Here is a 23,758-nt window from a genome sequence, read left to right as displayed (position 1 = left end):
CGGATTTTATCTCGGGCGTTTCGCCCAGCTACGCAAAACAAAGGAGCGTGTCATGTTTAAAGGGTCTTTTCCCGCACTCGTCACGCCGTTCAAGAACGGCGAGCTGGATCTTGAAACGCTCAAGAAGCTGGTCGAATGGCACATCGGCGAAGGCACAAACGGTTTTGTTCCGGTCGGAACAACCGGCGAATCCCCAACGCTGACACACGAAGAACATGAGTTGGTGATCGAAGAAGTTGTACGCGCTTCCGCGGGCCGCGTTCCTGTAATTGCAGGCGCAGGCAGCAACAATACGCTGGAAGCCATCCGCTTCATGCAGTTCGCCGAGAAGGCAGGTGCGGATGCGGGTTTGGTGGTAACACCTTACTATAATAAGCCCACACAGCGTGGTCTGGTTGCGCATTTCACAGCGCTGCATGATTGCTGCGACCTTCCAATCATCATCTACAACATCCCAGGACGCTCTGCGATCGACATGACGCCTGAAACTATGGGTGAGCTGGCGAAACTGCCGCGCATTGTCGGTGTGAAAGACGCAACTGGCGATCTCAACCGCGTAAACCAACAGCGTATGACCTGTGGTCCTGACTTTGTTCAGCTATCTGGCGAAGATGGCACTGCACTGGCGTTTAACGCACAGGGCGGTCAGGGTTGTATCTCTGTGACAGCGAATGTTGCGCCTCGTCTTTGTGCAGAGTTCCAAGCTGCGACGCTGGAGGGCGACTTCGCCAAAGCGCTGGAGTTGCAAGACCGCCTGTTCCCACTGCACGAAGCGATCTTCGTTGAACCAGGATTGGTTGGCGCGAAATACGCGATGTCTCAGCTCGGCCTTTGCGGCGAAGAGGTTCGCTCCCCGCTGACGGGTCTTCTGGACAGCACTAAAGCCCAGATTGACGCCGCGATGCGCCATGCAGGACTGATCAACTAAGGCCCATGCAATCACACAATGAAAAAGCCTCGGTTTTCACCGAGGCTTTTTTATGCGCGACACTCGAAATTTCTACGGCTCGGCACCTAAAGAACTTTTCAAGAAATTATGGCCGATACTCTGCTCGCGTACCTGGGCTTCAAAAGAATGCTAGTCCAGCCCAAGCTCCCGCCAGTGCGACCACAGCTCCGGTGACGACGCCAAGCGCGATGAGTGGCCAGATGCGGGTGCGTTTCACCTCAACCGGTGACACCTGTGCGATCAATGCGTTTTCTACCAACCCCGGCAAACGCGGACCAAAGCGTGAAAGCACCTTGGCAGTTTTCAAAAGATCATTGGCCAAGGCTTTAGGGCCAATGGATTGTTTAATGTAGTCACCAACAACTGGCTTAGCGACATCCCAAATATTGATAGTCTCATCAAGCGAACGCGCCACACCCTCGACTACAACCATGGTGCGTTGCAACAAGATCAACTCTGTACGCGTCTCCATGCCAAAGCGTTCGGTCACTTCAAAGAGGTAGTTGAGAAGACGCCCCATCGAGATCTTGGTGGCATCCATACCAAAGATCGGCTCACCCACCGCGCGTAAGGCCCGCGCAAATTCATCAACATTTCGGTCTGCAGGCACATAGCCCGCTTCAAAATGAACCTCGGCGACACGCTGATAATCGCGCTGGATAAATCCAAACAATATCTCGGCATACACCCGGCGCGTATACTCATCGATATGGCCCATGATGCCAAAGTCATAGGCAATGATGTCCCCATTTGGGGCAACCTTCAGGTTCCCCTGGTGCATATCGGCATGGAAAAATCCATCACGTAGTGCGTGGCTGAGAAACAGCTGCAGGACACGGCTACCGAGGGCGTGACGATTGTGCCCCGCAGCATCCAGTGCCCCATTGTCACCCATTCGGGCTCCTTCCGCCCAATCCATGGTCATCACTCGGCGACCAGAATGCTGCCAAAGGATTGTAGGTACCTGAAAACCTGCATCATTGGCCGTGTTCGCCGCGAACTCGCTGGCCGAGGCGCTTTCCAGACGCAAGTCGAGTTCACCTGTGACAACGCCGTCAAAGTGCTCAACAACATCAGTCGGTTTCAGTCGACGAGAACTGGGCAAGAACAACTCAGCAAAGCTGGCTATGAAATAGAACGCATCCACGTCCTTGCGAAATGCGCGCTCGATTCCCGGACGCAGGACTTTCACAGCGACCAACTGACCTGTATCGGCCAAGCGCGCCTTGTGGACCTGAGCGATAGATGCCGCGGCCACAGGTTCAGAGAACTCTGAGAAAATCTCATCCGCTGGCTGCGCCAACTCCAGACCTACCGCGCGCTTCGCTTCTTCAATCGAAAAAGGCGGCAACTTGTCCTGCAGAACGCGAAGTTGGTTGGCGAGATCTCCGCCCACAACATCCGGGCGAGTTGAAAGAACCTGGCCGAATTTGATGTAGGCCGGCCCCAAAGCATTCAAGGCGCGCACAACCGGTGGCAGGGTTTGATCGCCTTTGATGCCTATCCAGCGAAACGGCCAAACAACGGTCCGAGCGATAACACGCAGAGGCTTTGGCGCGTTGAAAGCTTCAAGCACCGCCCCCATGGCACCCGTGCGCTCCAAAGTGGCGCCTGTTCGGATCAGACGCCAGATATTGTGAGGTCCGCGCATATTAGATTTTCCAGCCTGAATGCAGAGCTGCGATCCCCATCGTCAGGTTGCGATACTTTGCGTTCTCAAAACCTGCGGTTTTCACCATTTCAAGGAACGTATCCTGATCCGGGAACTTGCGGATCGATTCGACCAGATATTGATAACTGTCGCGATCATCTGCGATGATCTTCCCCATTTCCGGGATCACATTGAAGGAATAGCGGTCATACGCCCATTGCATCGCAGGGCTTGGGAGTTGGCTGAATTCCAGCACCATCAGACGACCACCGGGCTTTAACACGCGGAAGGCTTCGTTCAATGCTTCCTGAGGGCGCGTAACGTTTCGAATGCCAAAGCTGATTGTGTAAACATCGAATGTATTGTCAGAGAAAGGCAATGACATGGCGTCACCAGTCACCCAATCCAGACTCTCTGCCATTTGTTCTGCTTCAGCGCGCTTGCGACCTTCTTCCAACATGGGAGCCGTCAGATCCAAAACAGTGGAATGCCCGCTGCCCGCTCGTTTCAGGAAGCGGAAGGAGATATCGCCCGTGCCTCCTGCGACATCGAGCAGTCTCTGACCCGGGCGCGGTGCTAACCAATCCATCATTGCGTCTTTCCAGACGCGGTGAATGCCCATACTCATGACATCATTCATAATGTCGTATTTGCTGGCCACAGAATTGAACACGCCTTGGACGCGCCCCGCTTTTTCGGATTCCGGAACTGTTTCAAAACCGAAATGCGTGGTGTTTTGATCCGTGTTTGTCATGTCACTGCCACTGAAAATTGTCCTGCATTACATATAGGGCTGCGCGCCCCCATACAATGCGCTGATTTGGCTCGTAGAACGGTCGCGATTTTAAGGGTGCTATCCCTACGCATTGTTTTCCGTTAGCACGGTCAGAGCCTAAGTTTGAGGAGTGTAAATGCCAGAGCTTCCTGAGGTTGAAACCGTTCGACGTGGTCTTGTTCCAGTCATGGAAAACGCCGTGATCGCACAGGCTGATGTGAACAGGCCAGATTTGCGCTGGCCCTTTCCTGAACGCATGTCCGAGCGACTGACGAGGGCGCGTGTCACATCGCTTAGACGGCGCTCCAAATATATACTTGCAGATCTTTCGACGGATGAGACTTTACTGATCCACTTGGGCATGTCGGGTCGCATGTTGATTTCAGGCGATCCACTTGGGCAGTTTTTGAATGACCACCCCGCACCGGAAAAACATGACCATGTGGTCTTTCACATGGACAATGGTGCGCGCGTCACATTCAACGATCCGCGTCGGTTTGGGGCTATGGATCTACTGGAAACGGCAACTGCAAATGAGCACCCACTTTTGGCTTCGATCGGGCCCGAACCCTTGGGTAATGATTTCCACGAAGACTATCTGGTAGAGAGGCTCAATGGACGCAAAACACCTGTCAAATCGGCCTTACTGGATCAGAAAATTGTTGCAGGATTGGGCAATATCTACGTTTGTGAAGCACTTTTCCGCGCGAAAATCTCTCCCAAACGCCACGTAAACAAACTGTCCGCAGCGCGAATCCGAACCCTGGTTCCGATTATTCGAGAGGTACTTACAGAGGCTATCTCAGCCGGTGGCTCATCCCTCAAAGATTTCCGCCAAGCCGATGGAGAACTTGGATATTTTCAGTATTCCTTCGACGTCTATGGACGCGAGGCGGAGGCCTGTCGCACACCTGATTGCAACGGCAGAATCGCCCGAATCACACAGTCTGGACGCTCATCCTTCTACTGTCCGCAATGCCAAAGATAACTTGATCCACCCCCCTCAGATGGTAAGGAATCGTTCCTGACCAGAAACAACAGAAAGCAGATTCATGGCTTTTGAGACGATCATCGTCGAAGTTGAAGATCACGTAGCACTGATCAAGTTAAACCGCCCTGACGCGCTCAACGCATTGAACTCCCAACTGCTTGGTGAGCTTGCAACTGCGCTCAAAGATGCAGATGAAAATGATAAGGTTCGCTGCATTGTTCTGACCGGATCTGAGAAAGCCTTTGCTGCAGGCGCTGACATCAAAGAGATGTCCGAGAAATCCTTCGTCGATATGTATCTGTCAAACTTTTTCGCGGGTGAAGGCGATGCGGTGGTCAACACACGCAAGCCGATCATCGCAGCCGTCTCAGGCTACGCGCTAGGAGGTGGATGTGAACTGGCAATGATGTGTGATTTCATCATTGCGTCTGACACTGCCAAGTTTGGACAGCCAGAAATCAATCTCGGAGTTATCGCAGGTATTGGTGGCACGCAGCGCCTTACGCGTTTTGTGGGCAAATCCAAATCCATGGATATGCACCTGACTGGTCGTTTCATGGATGCGGAGGAAGCGGAACGCTCTGGCCTTGTGTCGCGAGTCGTGCTTGCCAAAAAGCTGATGGACGAAGCTCTGGGTGCGGCACAAAAGATTGCTGAAAAATCCATTATCGCAAGCATGGCGGCTAAAGAGGCAGTGAACCGCGCCTATGAGACGACAATGGCAGAAGGCATCCTGTTTGAGCGCCGACTGTTCCATTCGCTCTTCGCAACTGAAGACCAGAAAGAAGGTATGGCCGCCTTCCAGGAGAAACGCGAAGCGCAATTCCGCGACAAGTAAATCGATCAGATCTTTTGAAAGGCCGCCCCGGTAAGGGCGGCTTTTTTGTTTCCCAAATGACACAGGTTGTAAGTTTGATTCGGTTGGATCATGGTACGCTGCTCCGCGGCGAAACCTCTGCATAGGCAAGAAACTCTGCCTGAGATTTTGCTATTCACATTCTCGATCAAACCCATTATAGACCCCCGTCATACATGCGCGTGATGCCCGCTCAGGCAAGAATCGATCCGGGAAACCGGGCAGACCTGTTTGGTGTTTATGCACGCGCTCGCAACTGAACGAATATGAAATAAAGGTCTGAGATTCATGGCAAACTCACCACAGGCGAAAAAACGCGCCCGTCAGAACGAACGCCGCTTTGCAGTTAACAAAGCTCGCCGTTCCCGCATCCGCACATTCCTGCGCAAAGTTGAAGAAGCGATCGAGTCCGGCGATCAGTCTGCAGCTGCAGACGCTCTGAAAGCAGCTCAACCAGAAGTAATGCGTGGCGTCACAAAAGGCGTGTTCCACAAGAACACAGCGTCCCGCAAAATTTCTCGTCTGGCAGCTCGTGTAAAAGCACTAAGCTAAGTCGTTATAAGACGGTAATAAATTAAAGCGCTCCGATTTCCGGGGCGCTTTTTTTGTTGGTTAATTAAAAGTCAAAAAGAGATTCTTTTCGGTGAATCTCCGAGTCAAGTTCGAAGATCAGTTGCCGGGCCGCAGGCGAAATTGCTAGCTTAGTACATGCGATTCACATCGTCACATCGGGGGGCCGGCGTTTAACAGTTTAACTGGAAATTCGCTTGCAACTACAACTCAAAGGAGACGCCGACATTTATGCGCGTCGTTGGAACTGAGAGTTTAGTCGCAAGACGCCAAAGCCTATTTTTTTGATCGCACATAGGTGCGCTGGAACGAAGAAACGAGAAAAGTGGGGACTTTTCTCGACGGGATAGCTTTGTTTCTGGCCTTTTGGGGCCTCGAAAATCGATGCGACTGTGGTCGGGGAAAGGCAAAAGACGGGGCAGTGCCCCTACAAGGCAAGGCGCAGAAACGGGGACAGATGACACAGGAGCAATGGGGGTCGCTTCAACAAGACCTTTTGAACACAGTCGGGCAGAATAACTACAAAGCTTGGATTGAGCCGCTACGTCTCTCTGAACTATCAGATGGGGTGGCGACTTTCACAGTGCCAACGAACTTCATTGGCAACTATGTTTCGCAAAACTTTGGTGACCTGATCATCCACCAGCTCTCTCAGGCTGGTGAAGATGTTCAACGCGTGCATTTCAAAGTGGGCCGTACAAAAGCCAATCGCACAGGCGCCAATGCACTGACTGCGCCCTCGCATGCGGCGAAAGCAAAAGCCACGACGACGTCTCCTGCGCGCACCGAATCTAAAGATGAGCTGCCAGGCGCTCCGCTTGATACTCGCTTCACTTTCGACAGCTTCGTTGTCGGTAAGCCAAACGAACTTGCAAACGCGGCCGCGCGCCGTGTCGCTGAAGGCGGTCCCGTGTCCTTCAACCCACTGTTCCTGTATGGTGGCGTTGGCCTTGGTAAAACCCACCTGATGCATGCCATCGCATGGGAGCTGCAAACTCAGCGCCCTGACCTGAACGTCCTTTACCTCTCTGCGGAGCAATTCATGTACCGCTTCGTTCAAGCATTGCGTGACCGCAAGATGATGGACTTCAAAGAGCTGTTCCGTTCTGTCGATGTCCTGATGGTGGATGACGTTCAGTTCATCGCGGGCAAGGACTCCACACAGGAAGAATTCTTCCACACTTTCAACGCCTTGGTGGACCAGAACAAGCAGATCATCATCTCCGCAGATCGCGCGCCTGGTGAAATCAAAGACATGGAAGACCGCATCCGTTCGCGTCTGCAATGCGGCCTCGTGGTTGATCTGCATCCAACCGACTACGAACTGCGCCTTGGCATTCTTCAGAGCAAGGTCGAGCAATATCGCGGTCAGTACCCTGATCTGAAGATCGCTGATGGTGTTCTGGAATTCCTCGCGCATCGCATTTCGACAAACGTCCGCGTATTGGAAGGCGCCCTGACTCGTCTCTTTGCGTTCGCTTCCCTCGTGGGACGCGAAATCACAATGGACCTGACGCAAGACTGTCTGTCTGATGTGTTGCGTGCCTCTGAACGTAAGATCAGCGTTGAAGAAATCCAGCGTCGCGTTGCCGAGCACTACAACATTCGCTTGAGCGACATGATCGGCCCAAAACGCGTTCGTACATTTGCGCGCCCGCGTCAGGTTGCCATGTTCCTCTGCAAGCAACTGACCAGCCGCAGCCTGCCAGAAATCGGTCGCCGCTTCGGTGGTCGTGACCACACGACCGTTATGCACGGTGTACGTCGCATCGAAGAACTGCGCAGCTCTGATGGACAGATCGCCGAGGATCTGGAACTGCTACGCCGCGCGCTTGAAGCGTAACAGATTTGCAAAAAATCTATGTGAAGCGGGCCCATTGAGGCCCGCTTTTCTGTCTGGCGCTTGACGCCCCCTAAATAACCGCTGAAAAAGGCAAAAAGGTCTTGAGGAACGGGATGAAGCAGCTACTGTTGTCGCCCGGGAACTTGCCCGCACGTCGGAGGAATAAGAGATGAAAATCAGCATCGAACGTGGCACCCTGCTGAAAGCAGTATCTCAGGCGCAATCCGTTGTGGAACGACGCAACACCATTCCAATTCTCGCCAACGTTCTGATTGAAGCGGAAGGCAACACCGTCCAGTTCCGCGCCACCGACCCAGACATTGAAGTGGTCGACAAAGCCGCCGCACAAGTCGAGCGCGCTGGTGCAACCACTGTCTCCGCAAACACTCTGCATGAGATTGTACGCAAGCTGCCTGATGGCGCATTGGTAACATTGACCGACGATGGCACCTCCGGTCGTTTGACCGTCGAAGCAGGCCGGTCGAACTTCTCTCTGGCGACCTTGCCGAAAGAAGACTTCCCAGTCATGGCGTCATCTGAGTACGCCTGCAATTTCACCGCAAATGCAGCCCAGCTGCGTCGCCTATTCGACAAATCTAAATTCGCGATTTCCACCGAAGAAACACGCTACTACTTAAACGGCGTCTACATGCATGTGTCTGACGCAGACGGTGGTAAGGTGCTTCGCTGCGTGGCCACCGACGGCCACCGTCTCGCGCGGATCGACTCTGATTTACCAGACGGCGCAAGCGAAATGCCAGGTGTAATCGTGCCGCGTAAAACTGTTGGCGAGCTGCGCAAGTTGCTGGATGACGATGAAATGGACATCGCTGTGTCCGTCTCTGAAACCAAAGTCCGCTTTGCGACCCCTGACATCACGCTGACCTCCAAGGTCATCGACGGCACCTTCCCGGATTACACTCGTGTTATTCCAGCAGGCAACACCCGCCGCTTGGAAGTCGACGCTGCTGAATTTGCACAGGCCGTAGACCGTGTTGCCACCGTTTCTTCTGAACGCTCCCGCGCTGTGAAACTGGCCCTCGACGAAGATCGCCTGATCCTGTCTGTAAATGCGCCTGATTCCGGAGCCGCAGAAGAAGAACTGGCCGTAGCCTACGGCGATGAACGTCTGGAAATTGGATTTAACGCTAAATACTTGCTGGAAATTGCAAGCCAGGTCGATCGTGAAAACGCAGTCTTCATGTTCAACTCTGCAGGCGACCCAACCCTGATGCGTGAAGGCAATGACACCACTGCCGTTTATGTCGTCATGCCGATGCGCGTGTGAGTAGCGCCGCCATTATACCTCATACTGATAAGGCCTCCGCAGCATTGCCGGGGGCCTTATGACTCTTGCGCTCACCAAGCTCACGCTCAGTCATTTTCGCAGTCATAAACACAGCGAAATAGAATGCGATATTCGACCTATCGCAATTTATGGCCCAAACGGTGCGGGCAAAACCAACATCCTGGAGGCCGTTTCGCTGTTTTCGCCAGGGCGCGGCATCCGGCGCGCCAGTGCTCAGGACATGACACGGCGCCCAGAGGCTTTGGGTTGGAAACTCAAAGGCATCCTGGAAGCCACTATTGGCACACAGGAGATCGAAACCTGGTCCGACGAAGGCGCGGCTCGCCAGGTCAAGATCAACGACAAGGCAGCGCCGCAGACTCGTTTGGGGGAGCTCTGCCGGGTGATTTGGCTGATCCCTGCAATGGATCGGCTGTGGATTGAAGGCGCGGAAGGTCGGCGGCGCTTCCTTGATCGGACATCACTTTCCTTCTTTCCCGATCACGCCGAGGCCTCGCTGACCTATGAAAAGACCATGCGAGAGCGCAACCGACTGCTGAAAGAGCAAGTCCGCGACGCACACTGGTATCGCGCACTAGAGGACCAAATGGCCAAAGCCGCTGCGCGCATTCACGCCAATCGCTCAGCCACTGTGAAAGCTCTCACCGCAGCTCAAGAGCAGACCCAGACAGCCTTCCCAATTGCTGAGCTTGAAATCCAGCAAACAGAGGGCGCCATTCCCTCCTCTGAGGACGATTTCAAAGATGCCTTCGCTGAAAGTCGTTCACGTGACATCATTGCCGGGCGCACCCTAGTTGGCCCGCATCGCAGCGACCTCTATGGGGCCTACATTGCCAAGGGCGTTCCGGCGGCTGATTGCTCTACCGGGGAGCAAAAAGCGCTGCTGATCTCCTTGATCCTTGCAAATGCTCGTGCGCTTGCCGAACAAATCGGAACGCCGCCAATCTTGCTCTTAGATGAGGTCGCAGCGCATCTCGATGCCAACCGCCGGGCCGCGCTCTATGATGAGATTTGTGCCTTAGGCGCTCAGGCCTGGATGACCGGTACCGAAGACAACCTTTTTGAGGCGCTTGGCGACCGCGGACAATACCTCACAATCACCGAAGAAAACGGCATTTCTCATAGCGCTACCTCGTAATCTTCTTCTTTGTGAAAATACTCAAAATTCAAACATCAGCGACACCCACTGTGACTCCAATTTCAAGCGCAAGTCTCCGCCCAGTTTTTCACCTCATTTGCGTGACATTCCCTGTCGCAAAAGGTATATATTCCTGAAAGAATAAGGGACCTCACCACATGAGCGACAACGCGCAGAACCCCGAGCAATATGGCGCGGATTCTATTAAAGTTCTCAAAGGCTTGGAAGCCGTCCGGAAACGTCCCGGCATGTATATCGGGGATACCGATGATGGCTCTGGCCTGCATCATATGGTCTATGAGGTTGTCGACAACGGGATCGATGAGGCGCTAGCGAAACACGCGGACTATGTGACGGTCAAAATTCACGCCGACAGTTCCGTTTCCGTGAGCGACAATGGACGCGGGATTCCCGTCGACATTCACCCGGAGGAAGGTGTGTCTGCGGCAGAAGTCATCATGACCCAGCTGCACGCTGGCGGTAAATTTGACAGTAACTCTTACAAGGTCTCAGGTGGCCTACACGGGGTGGGTGTTTCCGTTGTGAACGCGCTGTCGGATTGGCTGGAACTGCGGGTCTGGCGCAATGGCAAAGAACACTTCGCACGGTTTGAAGGCGGTGAAACATCCGAGCATTTGAAAGTCGTTGGCGACGCAGGCGATCACACCGGTACTGAAGTGCGTTTCCTCGCATCGACAGACACGTTCTCCAATCTCGAATATTCTTTTGATACGCTCGAAAAACGTCTTCGCGAACTGGCCTTCTTGAACTCGGGTGTGCGCATCATCTTGGAAGATGAACGTCCAGCCGAGCCTCTGAAGACCGAGCTTTTCTACGAAGGCGGCGTGAAGGAATTTGTGAAATACGTTGACCGCCATAAGACAGCGATGATGGACACGCCGATCTATGTGAACGGCGAAAAAGACGAGATCGGCGTCGAAGTCGCTATGTGGTGGAACGACAGCTACCATGAGACAGTGCTGCCCTTCACCAACAACATTCCGCAACGCGATGGCGGTACCCACCTTGCGGGCTTCCGCGGCGCTCTGACACGGACCCTGACGAAGTACGCTCAGGAAAGCGGAATCGCAAAGAAGGAAAAGATCAACTTCACTGGCGATGATGCACGCGAAGGCCTGACCTGCGTGCTCTCCGTGAAAGTGCCTGACCCGAAGTTCTCCTCTCAGACAAAAGACAAACTTGTGTCCTCCGAGGTGCGCCCCGCTGTCGAAAGCCTGATGGGTGAAAAACTGGCCGAATGGTTCGAAGAGAACCCAAATGAGGCCAAGATGATCGTTGGTAAGATCATCGAAGCCGCCATGGCGCGCGAAGCCGCTCGTAAAGCGCGCGAGTTGACCCGCCGCAAAACGGCGATGGATGTGAACTACCTTGCTGGCAAGCTCAAGGATTGCTCTGAAAAAGACCCATCCAAAACCGAAGTTTTCCTTGTGGAGGGTGACTCAGCTGGCGGTTCCGCTCAAACGGGTCGTGACCGGGGTACTCAGGCGGTACTACCGCTGCGTGGTAAAATCCTGAACGTTGAGCGCGCGCGTTTTGACCGGATGCTGTCCTCTCAGGAAATCGGCAACCTCGTCATGGCACTTGGCACTGGTATTGGCCGCGATGAATTCAACGTCGATAAACTGCGCTACCACAAGGTCGTCATCATGACCGATGCAGACGTTGACGGTGCGCACATTCGAACGCTGCTTCTGACGTTCTTCTATCGTCAGATGCCAGAGCTGATCGAACGCGGTCACCTCTACATTGCGCAGCCACCGCTTTACAAAGTGTCTCGCGGTAAGTCTGAGGTATACCTCAAGGATCAGGCCGCACTGGATGACTATCTTGTCGATCAGGGCGTGGAAGGTGCCGTTTTGCGTCTGGGGTCTGGTGAAGAAATCGTCGGTGCCGACCTCGCGCGTGTGGTAACCGAAGCACGTCAATTAAAACGTGTTTTGGACGCCTTCCCAACCCATTACCCGCGTCACATTCTGGAACAGGCAGCCATCGCTGGGGCTTTCGTGCCAGGCGCGGTAGAAGCTGACTTGCAAGGTGTTGCCGACAAAGTCGCGGCCCGCCTGAACCTGATTGCACTGGAATACGAACGCGGTTGGCAAGGACGCATCACGCAGGACCACGGCATCAAACTGGCGCGTATCCTTCGCGGTGTCGAAGAAGTTCGCACACTGGACGGCCCAATGCTGCGTTCCGGTGAAGCCCGCAAAACCGGCAGCTTTACGCAAAGTTTGCAAGAGGTTTATGGCGTGGCAGCGACTCTATCCCGCAAAGAGCGCACACAGGTCATCCACGGCCCGCTGGACTTGCTGTCAGCGATCCTTGCTGAAGGCGAACGCGGCCTGACCTTGCAGCGTTACAAAGGTCTCGGAGAAATGAACCCAGATCAGCTGTGGGAAACCACTCTGGATCCAGATGCCCGCACACTGCTGCAGGTGAAAGTCGAGGACATGGCGGATGCTGATGATCTCTTCACCAAGCTTATGGGGGATGTGGTGGAACCGCGTCGTGAATTCATCCAGAAAAACGCGCTGAGCGTGGAAAACCTCGATTTCTGATCTCTATGACATCGCACAAAAACGCTCGCACCCCGATTGGGTCGCGAGCGTTTTAGTTTTTAGTACCTAGTTTTATTGGGATTTCGCTCGGATTAGCCACAAGAAGAAACATCCCCCCACAAGACCGGTTACAACACCGATCGGTAGATCTTCTGGTGCGACAACCATACGCGCAACAATATCCGCCCAAATCATAAATAGACCACCGATAAGGCCGGACACAGGTATGACACGACGATAGTCCCCGCCTACAAAACGACGCGCTATATGGGGCACCATCAACCCAACAAACCCGATCATGCCCGAAAAGGCGACCATCACTCCGGTTACCAATGCGGCAATCACGAAAGCCTGCAGACGAAACCGAGGGACGGCGATGCCGAGAGTTGTGGCCGTTTCATCACCGATGGTCATGGCGTTAAGCAAAGGCGCCTTCCAGAAAGCCCAGCATGCACAAGGTGCGAGGATCGCAAGCGGGTACACCAGGTGGGCCCACTGAGCGAGCCCCACTCCGCCAAGCATCCAGAATACCACTGTGTGCGTAGCTTCAGGGTCGCCGAGAAAGATCAGGATATTGGCGGCCGCCATTACGATGAATGAAATTGCTACGCCTGTCAGGACCAATCGGTCGGCACCGCTGGATTGTGTGAACCGGGTAACCGCCAAGATCAGCAATGTAGCTATAAGTGCTCCACAAAACGCCAAAAGAGGCACGGTCAGAAGCCCTATAAAAAGCCCTGTGTGCAGCAATGCAAGGATTGCACCAAAAGCTCCACCTGAAGAAATTCCAAGCAAGTGCGGATCTGCCAATGGGTTGCGCGTGACCGCCTGCAACATAGCGCCCACAATGGCCACCCCGCTGCCGACCATGATCGCAAGCAATACGCGAGGGAACCGAATATCCCAAATGATGGCCTCGCGGCCGCGCGACCATGTTTGTTCGACTGTGTCTGGAAAAACCTTATTCAGTAAGACGCCCCAGACAGTTTCGACCGGGATCGAAATAGCACCGGTCCCGATTGCAAAGGTCACCGAGGCCAAAAACACCATTGCCCAAAGCGCCACCCGAACGGGTGTTTTTATCTGTCGTTTTGCGACGGAGGGCGCATTGATGGCCTCGGTCGTCATCTTCAGTTACCCCAGAAAGCTTGAGAAAGAGTTTTAACAGCCTCGATGTTGCGTGGGCCAGGGGTCGCGTCAACATACTCCAGCGCCACGAAACGATCATTTTTCACCGCGTCGATATCAGCAAACGCTGGGTTAGACATCATGAACTCGCGCTTTTGTTCAGCAGTCACTTTGCCATAGTTTACAATCACAACGACTTCTGGGTTCTTTTCAACCACGGCTTCCCAATTCACAGTGCCCCAGCTTTTTTCGAAGTCGTCCATCACATTTGTGCCACCCGCCGCTTCGATCAGAGCAGTTGGCATGGCGTAGAGACCTGCAGTGAATGGCTTGTCTTCACCGCTGTCGTAAACAAACACACGCAGCGGATCACCAGTTTCAAGGTTTTCTTGGAAATCCGCGAGTTCCGCTTTGTAGCCTTCAACCAAAGATTTTGCTTTCTCGTCCACTTGGAAGATCGCGCCAAGGTTCAGAATGTCATTGTACATGTCGTCCAAGCTGGCTTTTGGCTTGCTGCCGATGTGGATGCAGCTTTCTGTCAGCTCGTATACGTCGATGCCAAATGGTGCGAGCGTCTCTGGCGTGACTTCACCGCCAACTTTCATCCCGTAGTTCCACCCCGCAAAGAAAAAGTCAGCATCCGCACCGATCAGCACTTCTTTGGTTGGGTATTTGGCAGAGAGTTCAGGCAGTTCTTCAACACCAGAACGCATTTCCTCATTCAGAGTTTTCCAGCCAGAAATGCCTGTATAGCCGACCATTTTATCAGCCAAGCCTAGGACCAACATCATCTCGGTCAGGTTCACGTCATTTGAGATCGCGGCGGTTGGAACCTTATCAAAGGTCACATCGCGGTTACAGCTTTGAACGGTCACGTCCGCAACAGCTGTGGAAGCCAGGCCAATAAAGCCAAAGGCAAGTGTAAGAGATTTCATCTCTGGTCCTTTCAATGATTAAGTTGATATGAAAAATGGTCAGTTTGACTGAGGCTCAGCTGCTCCAACCGGGTTGTGACCTCAAAAGTCTCAGAGACCAATTGTTCAGTAAGAACACGGGCAGGCGGGCCAAAGCCCATGCTGTTGCCGTCCTTCAAAACAAGGACATCATCGCAGACCTGCATGGCCATGTTCAGGTCATGCAGCGTGACGATGATGGTTAAGTCCAGGTCAGAAATCAGGCGCAGGATTTCCAATTGATGACGGATGTCGAGGTGGTTGGTCGGCTCGTCGAGCACCAAAACACGCGGTTGCTGAGCTAACGCGCGCGCAACCATGCAACGTTGGCGCTCGCCACCAGAAAGCGTGCCGAAATCACGGTCCTGCAACGCTGTCAGGTGCATTCGAGCAAGCACCTGATCCACGATCACACCATCGTCTTCACCATGCACCGAAAGTCCTAAACGATGTGGCAATCGCCCAAGTGAGACAACATCGCGAACGGTCAGTGCAAAATCGGACGGTTGTTCCTGCAAAACCGCTGCAATCATGCGTGCGGTGGCCCGCGGGCTTAGGTTCCAAATATCCTGCCCATCCACTTCCACGTTGCCGGTTGCAGGCAAATTGAAACGATAGAGCAATCGTAAAAGTGTCGACTTGCCTGCTCCGTTTGGCCCCACGATCCCAAGCACACGTCCAGCGGTTAGATGAAAGCTGATCGGCTTAAGAATGAGAGACTCATCTTTGGAAGGCCCCCAGGAAATATTCATTGCACGAACATCTGCGGAAGCAGGTTGGTAGCTCATTGCACCGCCTCTGCGACCGGCTCGATAGCAATCATGCTTGCTGGAACGCGTGCCAAGGTGTTCTTTCTAAGCTTGCCAGGGCGATCTACAGACGAGCACCAGCCATCGTTAAGAAATGCGTATTGGCGTGCAAATTCTACCAGATCAGAAATGTCTTCATCAGGATCGATATCCCCAAACAAATAGGTTGCCTTGCGCGAACCGAAGTAAGCAACGGTACAGGGTCTATCGCAGCCTGCCATGCAAGCTGTTCCTGAAATCTCGAACTCTTCTGGAATGGCATCCCCAGCGGCGGCAATTGCTGCACGCAGACGCTCGATCAATTCATAACCTGGACGACAGCTATCGCCCTTATGGCGACACGACGCGCAAACAGTGATCTGGTGAGTGGATAATTGGCTCATATTGTCCTCCGCACGAACACGGGGAGAAGAAGGAACCAGTTATGTCAAAGGCACGGGCCTGAAAAATCATCATCGGTCTCCCTCCGGGGAACCCCGCCCGGGTTGGTTACTAGGATGATGGCAGGTCTCCTGACTTACGGGTCTTTGCCGCTCCGATCCTTCCCAGGCAGTATGCCCAGTGGATAATTCGGTTTGGCTCGCCGCTTACAGTTGCGGGGGCAGTCACGGAATTGGCTTTGCAAGAAAGCCGCACCGTATTCCCTTTTATCGGAATCATAGATCCCGAAAACCATCTACCGTCGTGCTAACAACCCAACCGGAAACCTGTCAATCCAGTTTCTGCTTTGGGGCGTAGGATGTGAACTCATCTGAATGGAAAAAGCCCACCAAATTGGCGGGCTTTATATAAGGTTTATATTGGGTTAGGCCGGTTTTACATCAGCCATGCAGATGTATTTTTCTTCCATGAATTCATCGAGACCTTGGCGCGCGCCCTCACGGCCAAGGCCTGACATTTTCACGCCACCGAATGGCGCCTCATGGGTCGCAATAACCCCTGCATTCACACCAACCATACCGTAATCAAGTGCTTCGCTGACACGCCAGCTGCGCGCCATATCTCGAGAATAGAAATAGGCTGCCAACCCGTATTCGGTATCATTCGCCGCCGCGACAACCTCTTCTTCGGTCTCGAACTTGAATAGAGGGGCGACAGGACCAAAGATCTCTTCAGAGGCAAAGACCATGTCATCAGTCGCATCACGTAGGATGGTTGGCTCAAAAAACAGTCCACCGAGTTCGTGGCGTTGACCACCGGCCGCAACGGACGCCCCCTTAGCGACAGCATCGCTAATGTGGCGCTCGACTTTTGCGACGGCGTTCTCATCGATCAATGGGCCAATCTGCGCGCCCTCTTCAAAACCATCTGCAATCTTTAGACCCGCGACTTTCTTCGCGAATTTCTCAGCAAAGGCATCGTAGACACCGGCTTGAACATAAATCCGGTTCGCACAAACACATGTTTGGCCATTGTTACGGAACTTAGACCAAAGCGCACCTTCCGCTGCAGAATCGAGATCTGCATCATCAAAAACGATAAACGGAGCATTCCCACCGAGCTCTAGTCCAAGCTTTTTCACAGTCGGCGCACACTGGCTATAAAGCAGGGAACCGACCCCTGTGGAGCCTGTGAAAGTCAGCTTTTTAACGATGGGGCTTGCCGTCATCACACCACCGATGGCTGCAGCATCACCCGTTATTAGAGAGAACAAACCTGCAGGCAAACCAGCGCGTTCCGCTAGAATTGCCAAGGCGATGGCAGAGAAAGGTGTCTGTGGAGCTGGTTTCAAAACCATAGAACAACCCGCCGCCAACGCAGGGCCCGCCTTGCGGGTGATCATCGCATTCGGGAAATTCCAAGGGGTGATCGCTGCGACAACACCGATGGGTTGCTTGATGACAACCAATCGACGATCTGCGATTGGAGCAGGAATGGTTTCCCCATAAGCCCGACGCGCCTCTTCAGCGAACCACTCAAGGAACCCCGCACCATAGGCGATTTCGCCCTTTGCTTCGTTGAAAGGTTTACCCTGCTCAGCTGTCAGAATAGTCGCGAGATCATCTGCATTTTCCTGAAGAAGTTCGAACCAACGACGTATCACAGCGCTGCGTTGTTTTGCGGTCTGCGCCGCCCACGCGTGTCGGGAATCTTCTGCCACGGCGATGGCTTCTTCGGTTTCAGCCACGCCGAGATTGGGCACATGGCCGATCAGCGCGCCTGTAGAAGGATTGTAAATCGCAGTGCCCGTTTCAGGATCAGCGTCCACCCAACGGGTTCCAACCGGAACGCCCTGACGAAATAGAGAAGCATCTTTCAGGTTCAGCATCATATCCTCGCATGCAGAATTCTTCGATGCAGCTTCTCGCATCGGGCGCGGATATTCAAATGTACAATCGTCACATTACTGGGAAATCGATAAGAATAATCCCAATTTCACCCCTATCGACCGGACATCAAGCTGTCTTCAGCGTCGACTAGGGATATTCCCAGTGAATCCATTCCATTTTCAAGATGGTCAGACAGATGCGGAGTTCCGAGCAGATAGTCTGCAGATGGTGTTGTTCGTTCATCCCGCGCTGTACGCAAGGCTTCCACTAAATCACCGGGCTCGAAACTCTCACGACCAATCCACATGATCGCAACAAGATCGATCATTTCGTCATCGGTCAGACGTTCGAAAAACCCACGCAATTCACCTTCAGCGCGGTCCAATTCTCGTCCCATCAGGACAACCTGGGCTACTTTCCATGGTGTTATTTCAAGCATGTCGCGGCTCCTTTCACAGTGCCACCCTGCCCTACTCTAGCATATTGCTGCTTTGATCTCGCTCAACTCACCGCGAGCGGTGTTATTCGCCCGGTTGCTTGGTTAAAGGAACCACATTTGGTTGCTCTGGTGCCAATTCTTCAAAGTCAAAATTATCCAACTTATGCGCACGCTTACCCGCTCTGGACGCTGCAGTCAGAATGCCGCTGACATCTTCATTTGCCTGTCGGAGATGGGTTTCAAGCTTTCCAGCACGCTCCCCAACAATTTCCACATCGCGGTGCAAATTGCGCAGCGCTTTGCGAATCTCTCCAGCCTGTTCGCGCATCCGTGCGTCTTTAAGAATGGCCCGCATAGTATTCAGCGTAGCCATGCAAGTGGTTGGAGACACAATCCACACCCGCTTTGTGAAACCTTCCTGCACGAGGTCTGAGAACTTTGAATGCAGTTCGGCATAAATTGCTTCAGAAGGCAGAAACATCAGGGCGCCGTCGGCAGTCTCGCCTTCAATGATATACTTGTCAGAGATGTCGTTGATGTGTTTGCGCACGGAGGTTTTGAAGGCCTGTATACCGGCCTTCAACTCTGCCTCGGTCTCGGAAGCCAACATTGCTTCATAAGCCTCCAGTGGGAACTTACTATCGATGACAATTGGCCCTGGAGGGTTAGGCAGATGGATCAGACAATCCGCGCGTTTGCCGTTTGGCAATGTATGCTGCAATGCATAGCTGTCTCGCGGCAAGGCCTTGCCCACAATGTCGTTGAGCTGAATTTCACCAAAGGCGCCACGGGTTTGTTTGTTGCTGAGAATATCTTGAAGACTCAGCACATCACCGGAAAGTTTGGTGATATTCTCCTGAGCCTTGTCGATGGTTGCCAGACGCTCTTGCAGCTGCGTCAATGATGTCGCCGTCTGCTTGGCGTTGCCCATTAGGCTCTGGTTCATCTTCTCTTGCAATTCAGCGAGCGACTGGTTCGTCCGCATCTGCATATTCGCCATGTTCTCTTGCATCTTCAGCTGCTGGGTAGCCAGATTATCCGCCATCTGCTGCTGCATCGTTGCAAGGTTTTCCCCGGTCCTGCGCTGCACTTTGGATAGGTTCTCATGCAGATTCAGCTGCACTTCACCCAAGCGCTGCTCCATCAGATTGGTGATCTGAGTTTGACCGTTAGCTTGGTTCTGCACCACTGTTGTCAGGCTTCCGCCCAATTGGTCCTGACCTGAGGACAATTGATCTACGCGCTGTGCAAGCGCAACCATCTGTTGGGATGCGCCGAAGGACTGTCGTAGAACGGCGCGCAGCATCATTAGAATCAGGGTCGCCAAGACCCCGCCAGCAATCAAAAGATACAGCTGAATTTGAGGATCAGAAAAATCCATCACGTCCGTCCGAACAGCCGCTCAATATCGGCCAGTTTGAGTTCTACATAGGTTGGGCGACCATGATTACATTGCCCTGAATGCGGGGTGGCTTCCATCTCGCGCAGCAGCGCATTCATTTCCTCAGCGCGCATCCGACGACCAGATCGGATCGATCCATGGCAGGCCACACGACTTAGGATCGCCTCGATCTTGGTCTGCACCAACATGCTTTCCCCCTGATCGTCGAGCTCGTCCAGAATATCCAATATCATCGAGCGGGCATTAACCTCGCCCAAAATCGCTGGGGTTTCTCGTACCGCAATCGCATCCCCTCCAAAGGGTTCGATTGTGAGACCCATCTTTGACAGCTCTTCGGAATGGGCCAACACACGCGCACAATCGCCAGACGAAAGCTCCACTATGTCCGGGATCAAAAGTGCCTGAGCCGCGACGCCGTTTTCAGCCATCTGTCGTTTCAGCTTTTCATAAACCAAACGCTCATGCGCGGCATGCTGATCAACGATCACCATGCCATCTGCCGTTTGGGCAATGATGTAATTCTCGTGCACCTGACCACGCGCGGCACCCAGCGGGTTCTGTTCTAACTCAGCTGGTGCTTCGATTTCCTCAACCCGACCCGACACAGGCGTCTCGACCAGTGGCGCCCCGGGGGTACTGTCCCAAGCAGCAGGTGACTCAGCGAGCCCCGGCGCTCTGGGTTCAGGTGCCTGGGCTTGGTACGACGTTGCGCGCGCACCGAAAGACGGTCGATCCATCTGATAGACCCGCGCGGGGCCTGAGGGTTCAGGACGCATCGCACCCAACGTGGCATTGGCCACAGTTGTTGAGGCGCGATGCCCCGCTTCAGCCAAGGCGTGGCGCAGAGCAGAAACAATCAACCCACGCGCCAAGCCCGGATCACGGAACCGCACTTCGGACTTTGCTGGGTGAACGTTCACGTCCACAAGCTGCGGATCGCAATCAATGAACAAAACAGCCGCCGGATGGCGGTCACGCGATAGAAAATCAAAATAGGCGGCACGCAAAGCACCGACCAACAATTTGTCCTTCACAGGACGTCCATTCACGAACAGATACTGCGCGGTGCTGGATCCGCGAGAGTAAGTCGGCAAGGCAGCATAGCCGATCAATTTGACGCCCTCTCGGTCAGCATCGATCCGCAAGCTGTTTTCGGCAAATTCTGCGCCAAGAATGCGTGCCAGTCGACCATGCAGCGCATCAAACAGATCGCCACTTTCCCCATCCGCACGGAAGGTGACACGTCCCTCACCGCCACCACTCACATCACGTAGTGTGAATCCGACAAAGGGCTCTGCCATCGCAAGGCGTTTCACAACATCATTGATCGCTTGGCTTTCTGCCCGATCGCTTCGCATGAACTTCAATCGCGCGGGTGTGGCGTAAAACAGATCTCGCAATTCAACGATTGTGCCCTGTCCCAAAGCTGCGGGTTTCACAGGTCCAATCTCGCCTCCAGCGACCGAGATACTCGCCGCATCCATGCCTTTTACACGAGAGGTGATGCTCAATCGGCCGACAGCGCCGAGCGAGGGCAAAGCCTCGCCACGAAAACCAAAAGTATGGATATCCAAGAGATCACTACCATCGATTTTTGATGTCGCATGGCGGCTTAAAGCCAAAGGCAGTTGTACTGCAGAAATCCCACATCCATTGTCCGTGACGCGGATCAAAGTCTTCCCACCAGCCGCAACGGCAACTTCAATTCGGGTCGCACCCGCGTCAATCGCGTTTTCAACAAGCTCCTTCACAGCGCTGGCTGGGCGCTCCACAACTTCGCCCGCTGCGATCCGGTTGATCGCACCTTCGTCCAATTGACGAATAACGGGTTGATTTTCGCTTATTTTGCGGTCTTCCACTAACATACCGCCAAATCTAGCATATCTGACGCCGATTCTGCCACCGCAAAGCAGAAAGAACAAAACAAGAAAAAAGGGCCGGGGAAATCCCCGACCCTCCTCTGATCAAGTGCAAGCAGCTTATTCAGCAGGTGTGCTGAATTTCTTGATCTCGCCAGACTTCAGGCGACCAAGGTAGCCTTCGAGTTCGCGTTTCACGATTGGCATCAGGAAGTAGAGACCAATCACGTTCACAACCGCCATTGCAAAGATCGCTGCGTCGGAGAAGTCGATTACCGGACCCAGAGATGCGGATGCGCCGATGACTACAAAGATGCAGAACAGCACTTTGAAGAACAGCTGGGAACCGTTGCTTTCGCCAAACAGGAATGTCCATGCTTTCAGGCCGTAGTAGGACCAGGAAATCATTGTGGAGAAAGCAAACAGGATCACGGCCAGAGCCAGGATGTACTTGAAGAACGGTACCGCAGAAGAGAAGGCTGCAGATGTCAGAGCAACACCACCGTTGCCGTCAACTGTTGCGATCGCAGAACCTGCTTCGTTCAGCATGTAATTGCCCGTTGCTGGATCGATCAGCAGCTGGCCGGTGATGATGATCACCAGAGCAGTCATTGTACAGATCACAACGGTATCGATGAACGGTTCCAGAAGGGAAACGTAGCCCTCGGTGATTGGCTCTTTGGTCCGTACCGCAGAGTGTGCGATCGCCGCAGAACCAACGCCCGCTTCGTTTGAGAACGCCGCACGTTTGAAGCCCTGAATAAGCGCGCCAACCATACCACCTGCAACACCAAGACCAGTGAAGGCACCTTCAAAGATCTGACCGAACGCCCAACCAATTTTGTCAAAGTTGATCGCAAGAATGACCAAAGCTGTCAGAACATACATCACACCCATGAACGGAACGACTTTTTCAGTCACACGTGCGATGGATTTCAGGCCACCAACAATCACAGCAAACACAACTGCCGCGAACACGATACCTGTGATCACACCTGGGTAATCGCCAACAACGTTGGTGATCTGTGCGTGCGCTTGGTTGGCTTGGAACATGTTGCCACCACCAAATGCGCCAAGGATACAGAAGATGGAGAACAGAACCGCAAGGATCTTGCCACCTGGGATGCCGCGCTCTGCGAATCCTTTGGTGATGTAATACATTGGACCACCAGAAACAGTGCCGTCTGGGTACTCGTTCCGATATTTCACACCAAGTGTACATTCGGTGAACTTGGATGCCATGCCCATCAGACCTGCAAGGATCATCCAGAAGGTTGCGCCTGGACCACCGATGCCAACGGCAACGGCCACACCTGCGATGTTACCAAGACCAACGGTCCCGGACAGCGCCGTCGCCAGCGCTTGGAAGTGGCTAACCTCACCCGCATCGTCCGGGTCAGAATAGTCACCTTTGACCAGCGAGATCGCGTGGCCGAAACCCTTTAGCTGAATGAAAGCAAAGTATAGTGTAAAAACTGTTGCCGCGATCACCAGCCACGCCACGATCCACGGGAAGGATGTGCCTGGGAATGGGGAGAAGATGAAGCCAACGAACCAGCCAGTGGAGTTCGCGAAGACTTCGTTGATTTTTTCGTCAATGGATTGCGCAGAAGCTGGCAAAGCTGCCAACATCAACGCTGTCACAGCCATGGCTGCGCGCGTCATCATGGATGTCATGATTTTTGTCCCTGTTCGTTTGTTTACGGCACGATTGTGCACGGTACAGGAGAAGTCTGTACCAAGGAGCCAGCAACGGAACCAAATACACGGCTGCCGATGCTGCTGTGACCGTTGCGTCCGATAACTATCTGAGTTGCACCATTCGCTTCTGCAACTTCCGCAAGCGTGTCGGCGATGTGACCGTACTTGATCACGGTTTCAACGGCTACGCCGTCTTTCTTAAGCGCGTCCACAAGTGGTGTCACTACCCATGCAGAAGCACGATCCAGCTCTTCCTGACGGCGCTTGTGACGCTCTTCCAGCTCTGATGGAGTCAAGAATGAGTAAGGAGACCATTCCAGGACATGAACGAGCAAAACTGTTCCCCCTTGCGCTTTCGCGCGTGCGACTGCGAAATCAAGCGCACGCTTGGACGCATCGCTACCATCGATCCCGACGGCAAATTTGTCTGACATTGTGTCACCTCTTTATCGTTATTATGCGTCAAGTAGACGCGGGGGCAGTGTACCTGTCAAGAAACTGCAATAAATCTTTAAGTTTGCATAATTTTCGAAAAAATT

20 protein-coding genes and 1 riboswitch are annotated in these 23,758 nt (G+C 53.5%); of the genes, 8 read left to right on the top strand and 12 right to left on the bottom strand.

Translation table 11 applies throughout. The features are described from left to right. Positions 1-52: 52 nt before the first annotated feature. Complete coding sequence (dapA, locus tag M0D42_RS15745; protein ID WP_265019546.1) at positions 53-928, top strand: 4-hydroxy-tetrahydrodipicolinate synthase; 876 nt, start codon at positions 53-55, stop codon at positions 926-928. Positions 929-1,067: 139 nt separating this feature from the next. Here the strand turns inward: dapA and ubiB are convergent, their stop codons facing one another. Together ubiB and ubiE are read right to left on the bottom strand one after the other, a co-directional pair. Beyond that, complete coding sequence (ubiB, locus tag M0D42_RS15740; protein WP_265019545.1) at positions 1,068-2,600, bottom strand: 2-polyprenylphenol 6-hydroxylase; 1,533 nt, start codon at positions 2,598-2,600, stop codon at positions 1,068-1,070. A 1-nt stretch (position 2,601) separates the two neighbouring features. Further along, positions 2,602-3,354, bottom strand: a complete 753-nt coding sequence (ubiE, locus tag M0D42_RS15735) for a bifunctional demethylmenaquinone methyltransferase/2-methoxy-6-polyprenyl-1,4-benzoquinol methylase UbiE (protein WP_265019544.1) — start codon at positions 3,352-3,354, stop codon at positions 2,602-2,604. Between the two features lie 157 nt (positions 3,355-3,511). Here ubiE and mutM point away from each other — a divergent pair, with 157 nt between their 5' ends. The 7 genes from mutM (at position 3,512) to gyrB (ending at position 12,658) form a co-directional block, all read left to right on the top strand. Next, entirely contained in the window at positions 3,512-4,363 is an 852-nt protein-coding gene (mutM, locus tag M0D42_RS15730; RefSeq protein WP_265019543.1) for a bifunctional DNA-formamidopyrimidine glycosylase/DNA-(apurinic or apyrimidinic site) lyase, read from the top strand. 64 nt (positions 4,364-4,427) lie between these two features. Next, entirely contained in the window at positions 4,428-5,204 is a 777-nt protein-coding gene (locus M0D42_RS15725; protein WP_265019542.1) for an enoyl-CoA hydratase, read from the top strand. A 306-nt stretch (positions 5,205-5,510) separates the two neighbouring features. Further along, a complete protein-coding gene (gene rpsT / locus M0D42_RS15720; RefSeq protein ID WP_265019541.1) occupies positions 5,511-5,774 on the top strand; it encodes a 30S ribosomal protein S20 in 264 nt (87 codons plus the stop codon). A 475-nt stretch (positions 5,775-6,249) separates the two neighbouring features. After that, entirely contained in the window at positions 6,250-7,635 is a 1,386-nt protein-coding gene (gene dnaA / locus M0D42_RS15715; protein WP_265019540.1) for a chromosomal replication initiator protein DnaA, read from the top strand. A gap of 169 nt (positions 7,636-7,804) precedes the next feature. Further along, on the top strand, positions 7,805-8,923 hold the full coding sequence (gene dnaN / locus M0D42_RS15710; protein ID WP_265019539.1) for a DNA polymerase III subunit beta: 1,119 nt from the start codon (positions 7,805-7,807) through the stop codon (positions 8,921-8,923). A gap of 58 nt (positions 8,924-8,981) precedes the next feature. Further along, positions 8,982-10,082 carry a DNA replication/repair protein RecF gene (recF, locus tag M0D42_RS15705; protein WP_265019538.1) on the top strand — a complete coding sequence of 367 codons (1,101 nt, stop codon included), beginning with the start codon at positions 8,982-8,984 and terminating at the stop codon, positions 10,080-10,082. 158 nt (positions 10,083-10,240) lie between these two features. After that, positions 10,241-12,658 carry a DNA topoisomerase (ATP-hydrolyzing) subunit B gene (gene gyrB, locus M0D42_RS15700; RefSeq protein WP_265019537.1) on the top strand — a complete coding sequence of 806 codons (2,418 nt, stop codon included), beginning with the start codon at positions 10,241-10,243 and terminating at the stop codon, positions 12,656-12,658. A gap of 72 nt (positions 12,659-12,730) precedes the next feature. Here gyrB and M0D42_RS15695 read toward each other — a convergent pair whose 3' ends face one another. The 10 genes from M0D42_RS15695 to M0D42_RS15650 all read right to left on the bottom strand — a co-directional run bounded on the left by M0D42_RS15695 (position 12,731) and on the right by M0D42_RS15650 (position 23,653). Then, a complete protein-coding gene (locus tag M0D42_RS15695; RefSeq protein WP_265019536.1) occupies positions 12,731-13,786 on the bottom strand; it encodes a FecCD family ABC transporter permease in 1,056 nt (351 codons plus the stop codon). A 2-nt stretch (positions 13,787-13,788) separates the two neighbouring features. Continuing rightward, entirely contained in the window at positions 13,789-14,721 is a 933-nt protein-coding gene (locus M0D42_RS15690; protein WP_265019535.1) for an ABC transporter substrate-binding protein, read from the bottom strand. Positions 14,722-14,732: 11 nt separating this feature from the next. Next, positions 14,733-15,527, bottom strand: coding sequence for an ABC transporter ATP-binding protein (locus M0D42_RS15685; protein WP_265019534.1), 795 nt, complete (start codon positions 15,525-15,527; stop codon positions 14,733-14,735). Continuing rightward, positions 15,524-15,931 carry a DUF1636 domain-containing protein gene (locus M0D42_RS15680; RefSeq protein ID WP_265019533.1) on the bottom strand — a complete coding sequence of 136 codons (408 nt, stop codon included), beginning with the start codon at positions 15,929-15,931 and terminating at the stop codon, positions 15,524-15,526. Before M0D42_RS15680 ends, M0D42_RS15685 begins: the two co-directional genes overlap by 4 nt. Before the next feature lie 101 nt (positions 15,932-16,032). Next, positions 16,033-16,240, bottom strand: a riboswitch (cobalamin riboswitch). A 113-nt stretch (positions 16,241-16,353) separates the two neighbouring features. Beyond that, positions 16,354-17,820 (bottom strand): NAD-dependent succinate-semialdehyde dehydrogenase, encoded by a 1,467-nt coding sequence (locus M0D42_RS15675; protein ID WP_265019532.1) that lies wholly within the window; start codon positions 17,818-17,820, stop codon positions 16,354-16,356. A gap of 110 nt (positions 17,821-17,930) precedes the next feature. After that, positions 17,931-18,257 (bottom strand): DUF3775 domain-containing protein, encoded by a 327-nt coding sequence (locus tag M0D42_RS15670; RefSeq protein ID WP_265019531.1) that lies wholly within the window; start codon positions 18,255-18,257, stop codon positions 17,931-17,933. Positions 18,258-18,339: 82 nt separating this feature from the next. Beyond that, entirely contained in the window at positions 18,340-19,638 is a 1,299-nt protein-coding gene (locus M0D42_RS15665; RefSeq protein ID WP_265019530.1) for a DNA recombination protein RmuC, read from the bottom strand. After that, entirely contained in the window at positions 19,638-21,524 is a 1,887-nt protein-coding gene (mutL, locus tag M0D42_RS15660) for a DNA mismatch repair endonuclease MutL (protein ID WP_419195951.1), read from the bottom strand. The genes M0D42_RS15665 and mutL overlap by 1 nt, the downstream gene beginning before the upstream one ends. Before the next feature lie 114 nt (positions 21,525-21,638). Then, positions 21,639-23,195: an alanine/glycine:cation symporter family protein gene (locus M0D42_RS15655; protein ID WP_265019528.1), complete on the bottom strand. Its 1,557-nt coding sequence runs from the start codon at positions 23,193-23,195 to the stop codon at positions 21,639-21,641. Positions 23,196-23,218: 23 nt separating this feature from the next. Further along, positions 23,219-23,653, bottom strand: coding sequence for a universal stress protein (locus tag M0D42_RS15650; RefSeq protein WP_265019527.1), 435 nt, complete (start codon positions 23,651-23,653; stop codon positions 23,219-23,221). Positions 23,654-23,758: the final 105 nt, after the last annotated feature.

The sequence above is a fragment of the Cognatishimia activa genome (assembly GCF_026016445.1).
GTDB classification, from domain to species: Bacteria; Pseudomonadota; Alphaproteobacteria; order Rhodobacterales; family Rhodobacteraceae; genus Cognatishimia; species Cognatishimia activa_B.
Note: the sequence above shows the minus strand (reverse complement) of the source record. Positions and strands in the feature narration are given on the sequence as shown.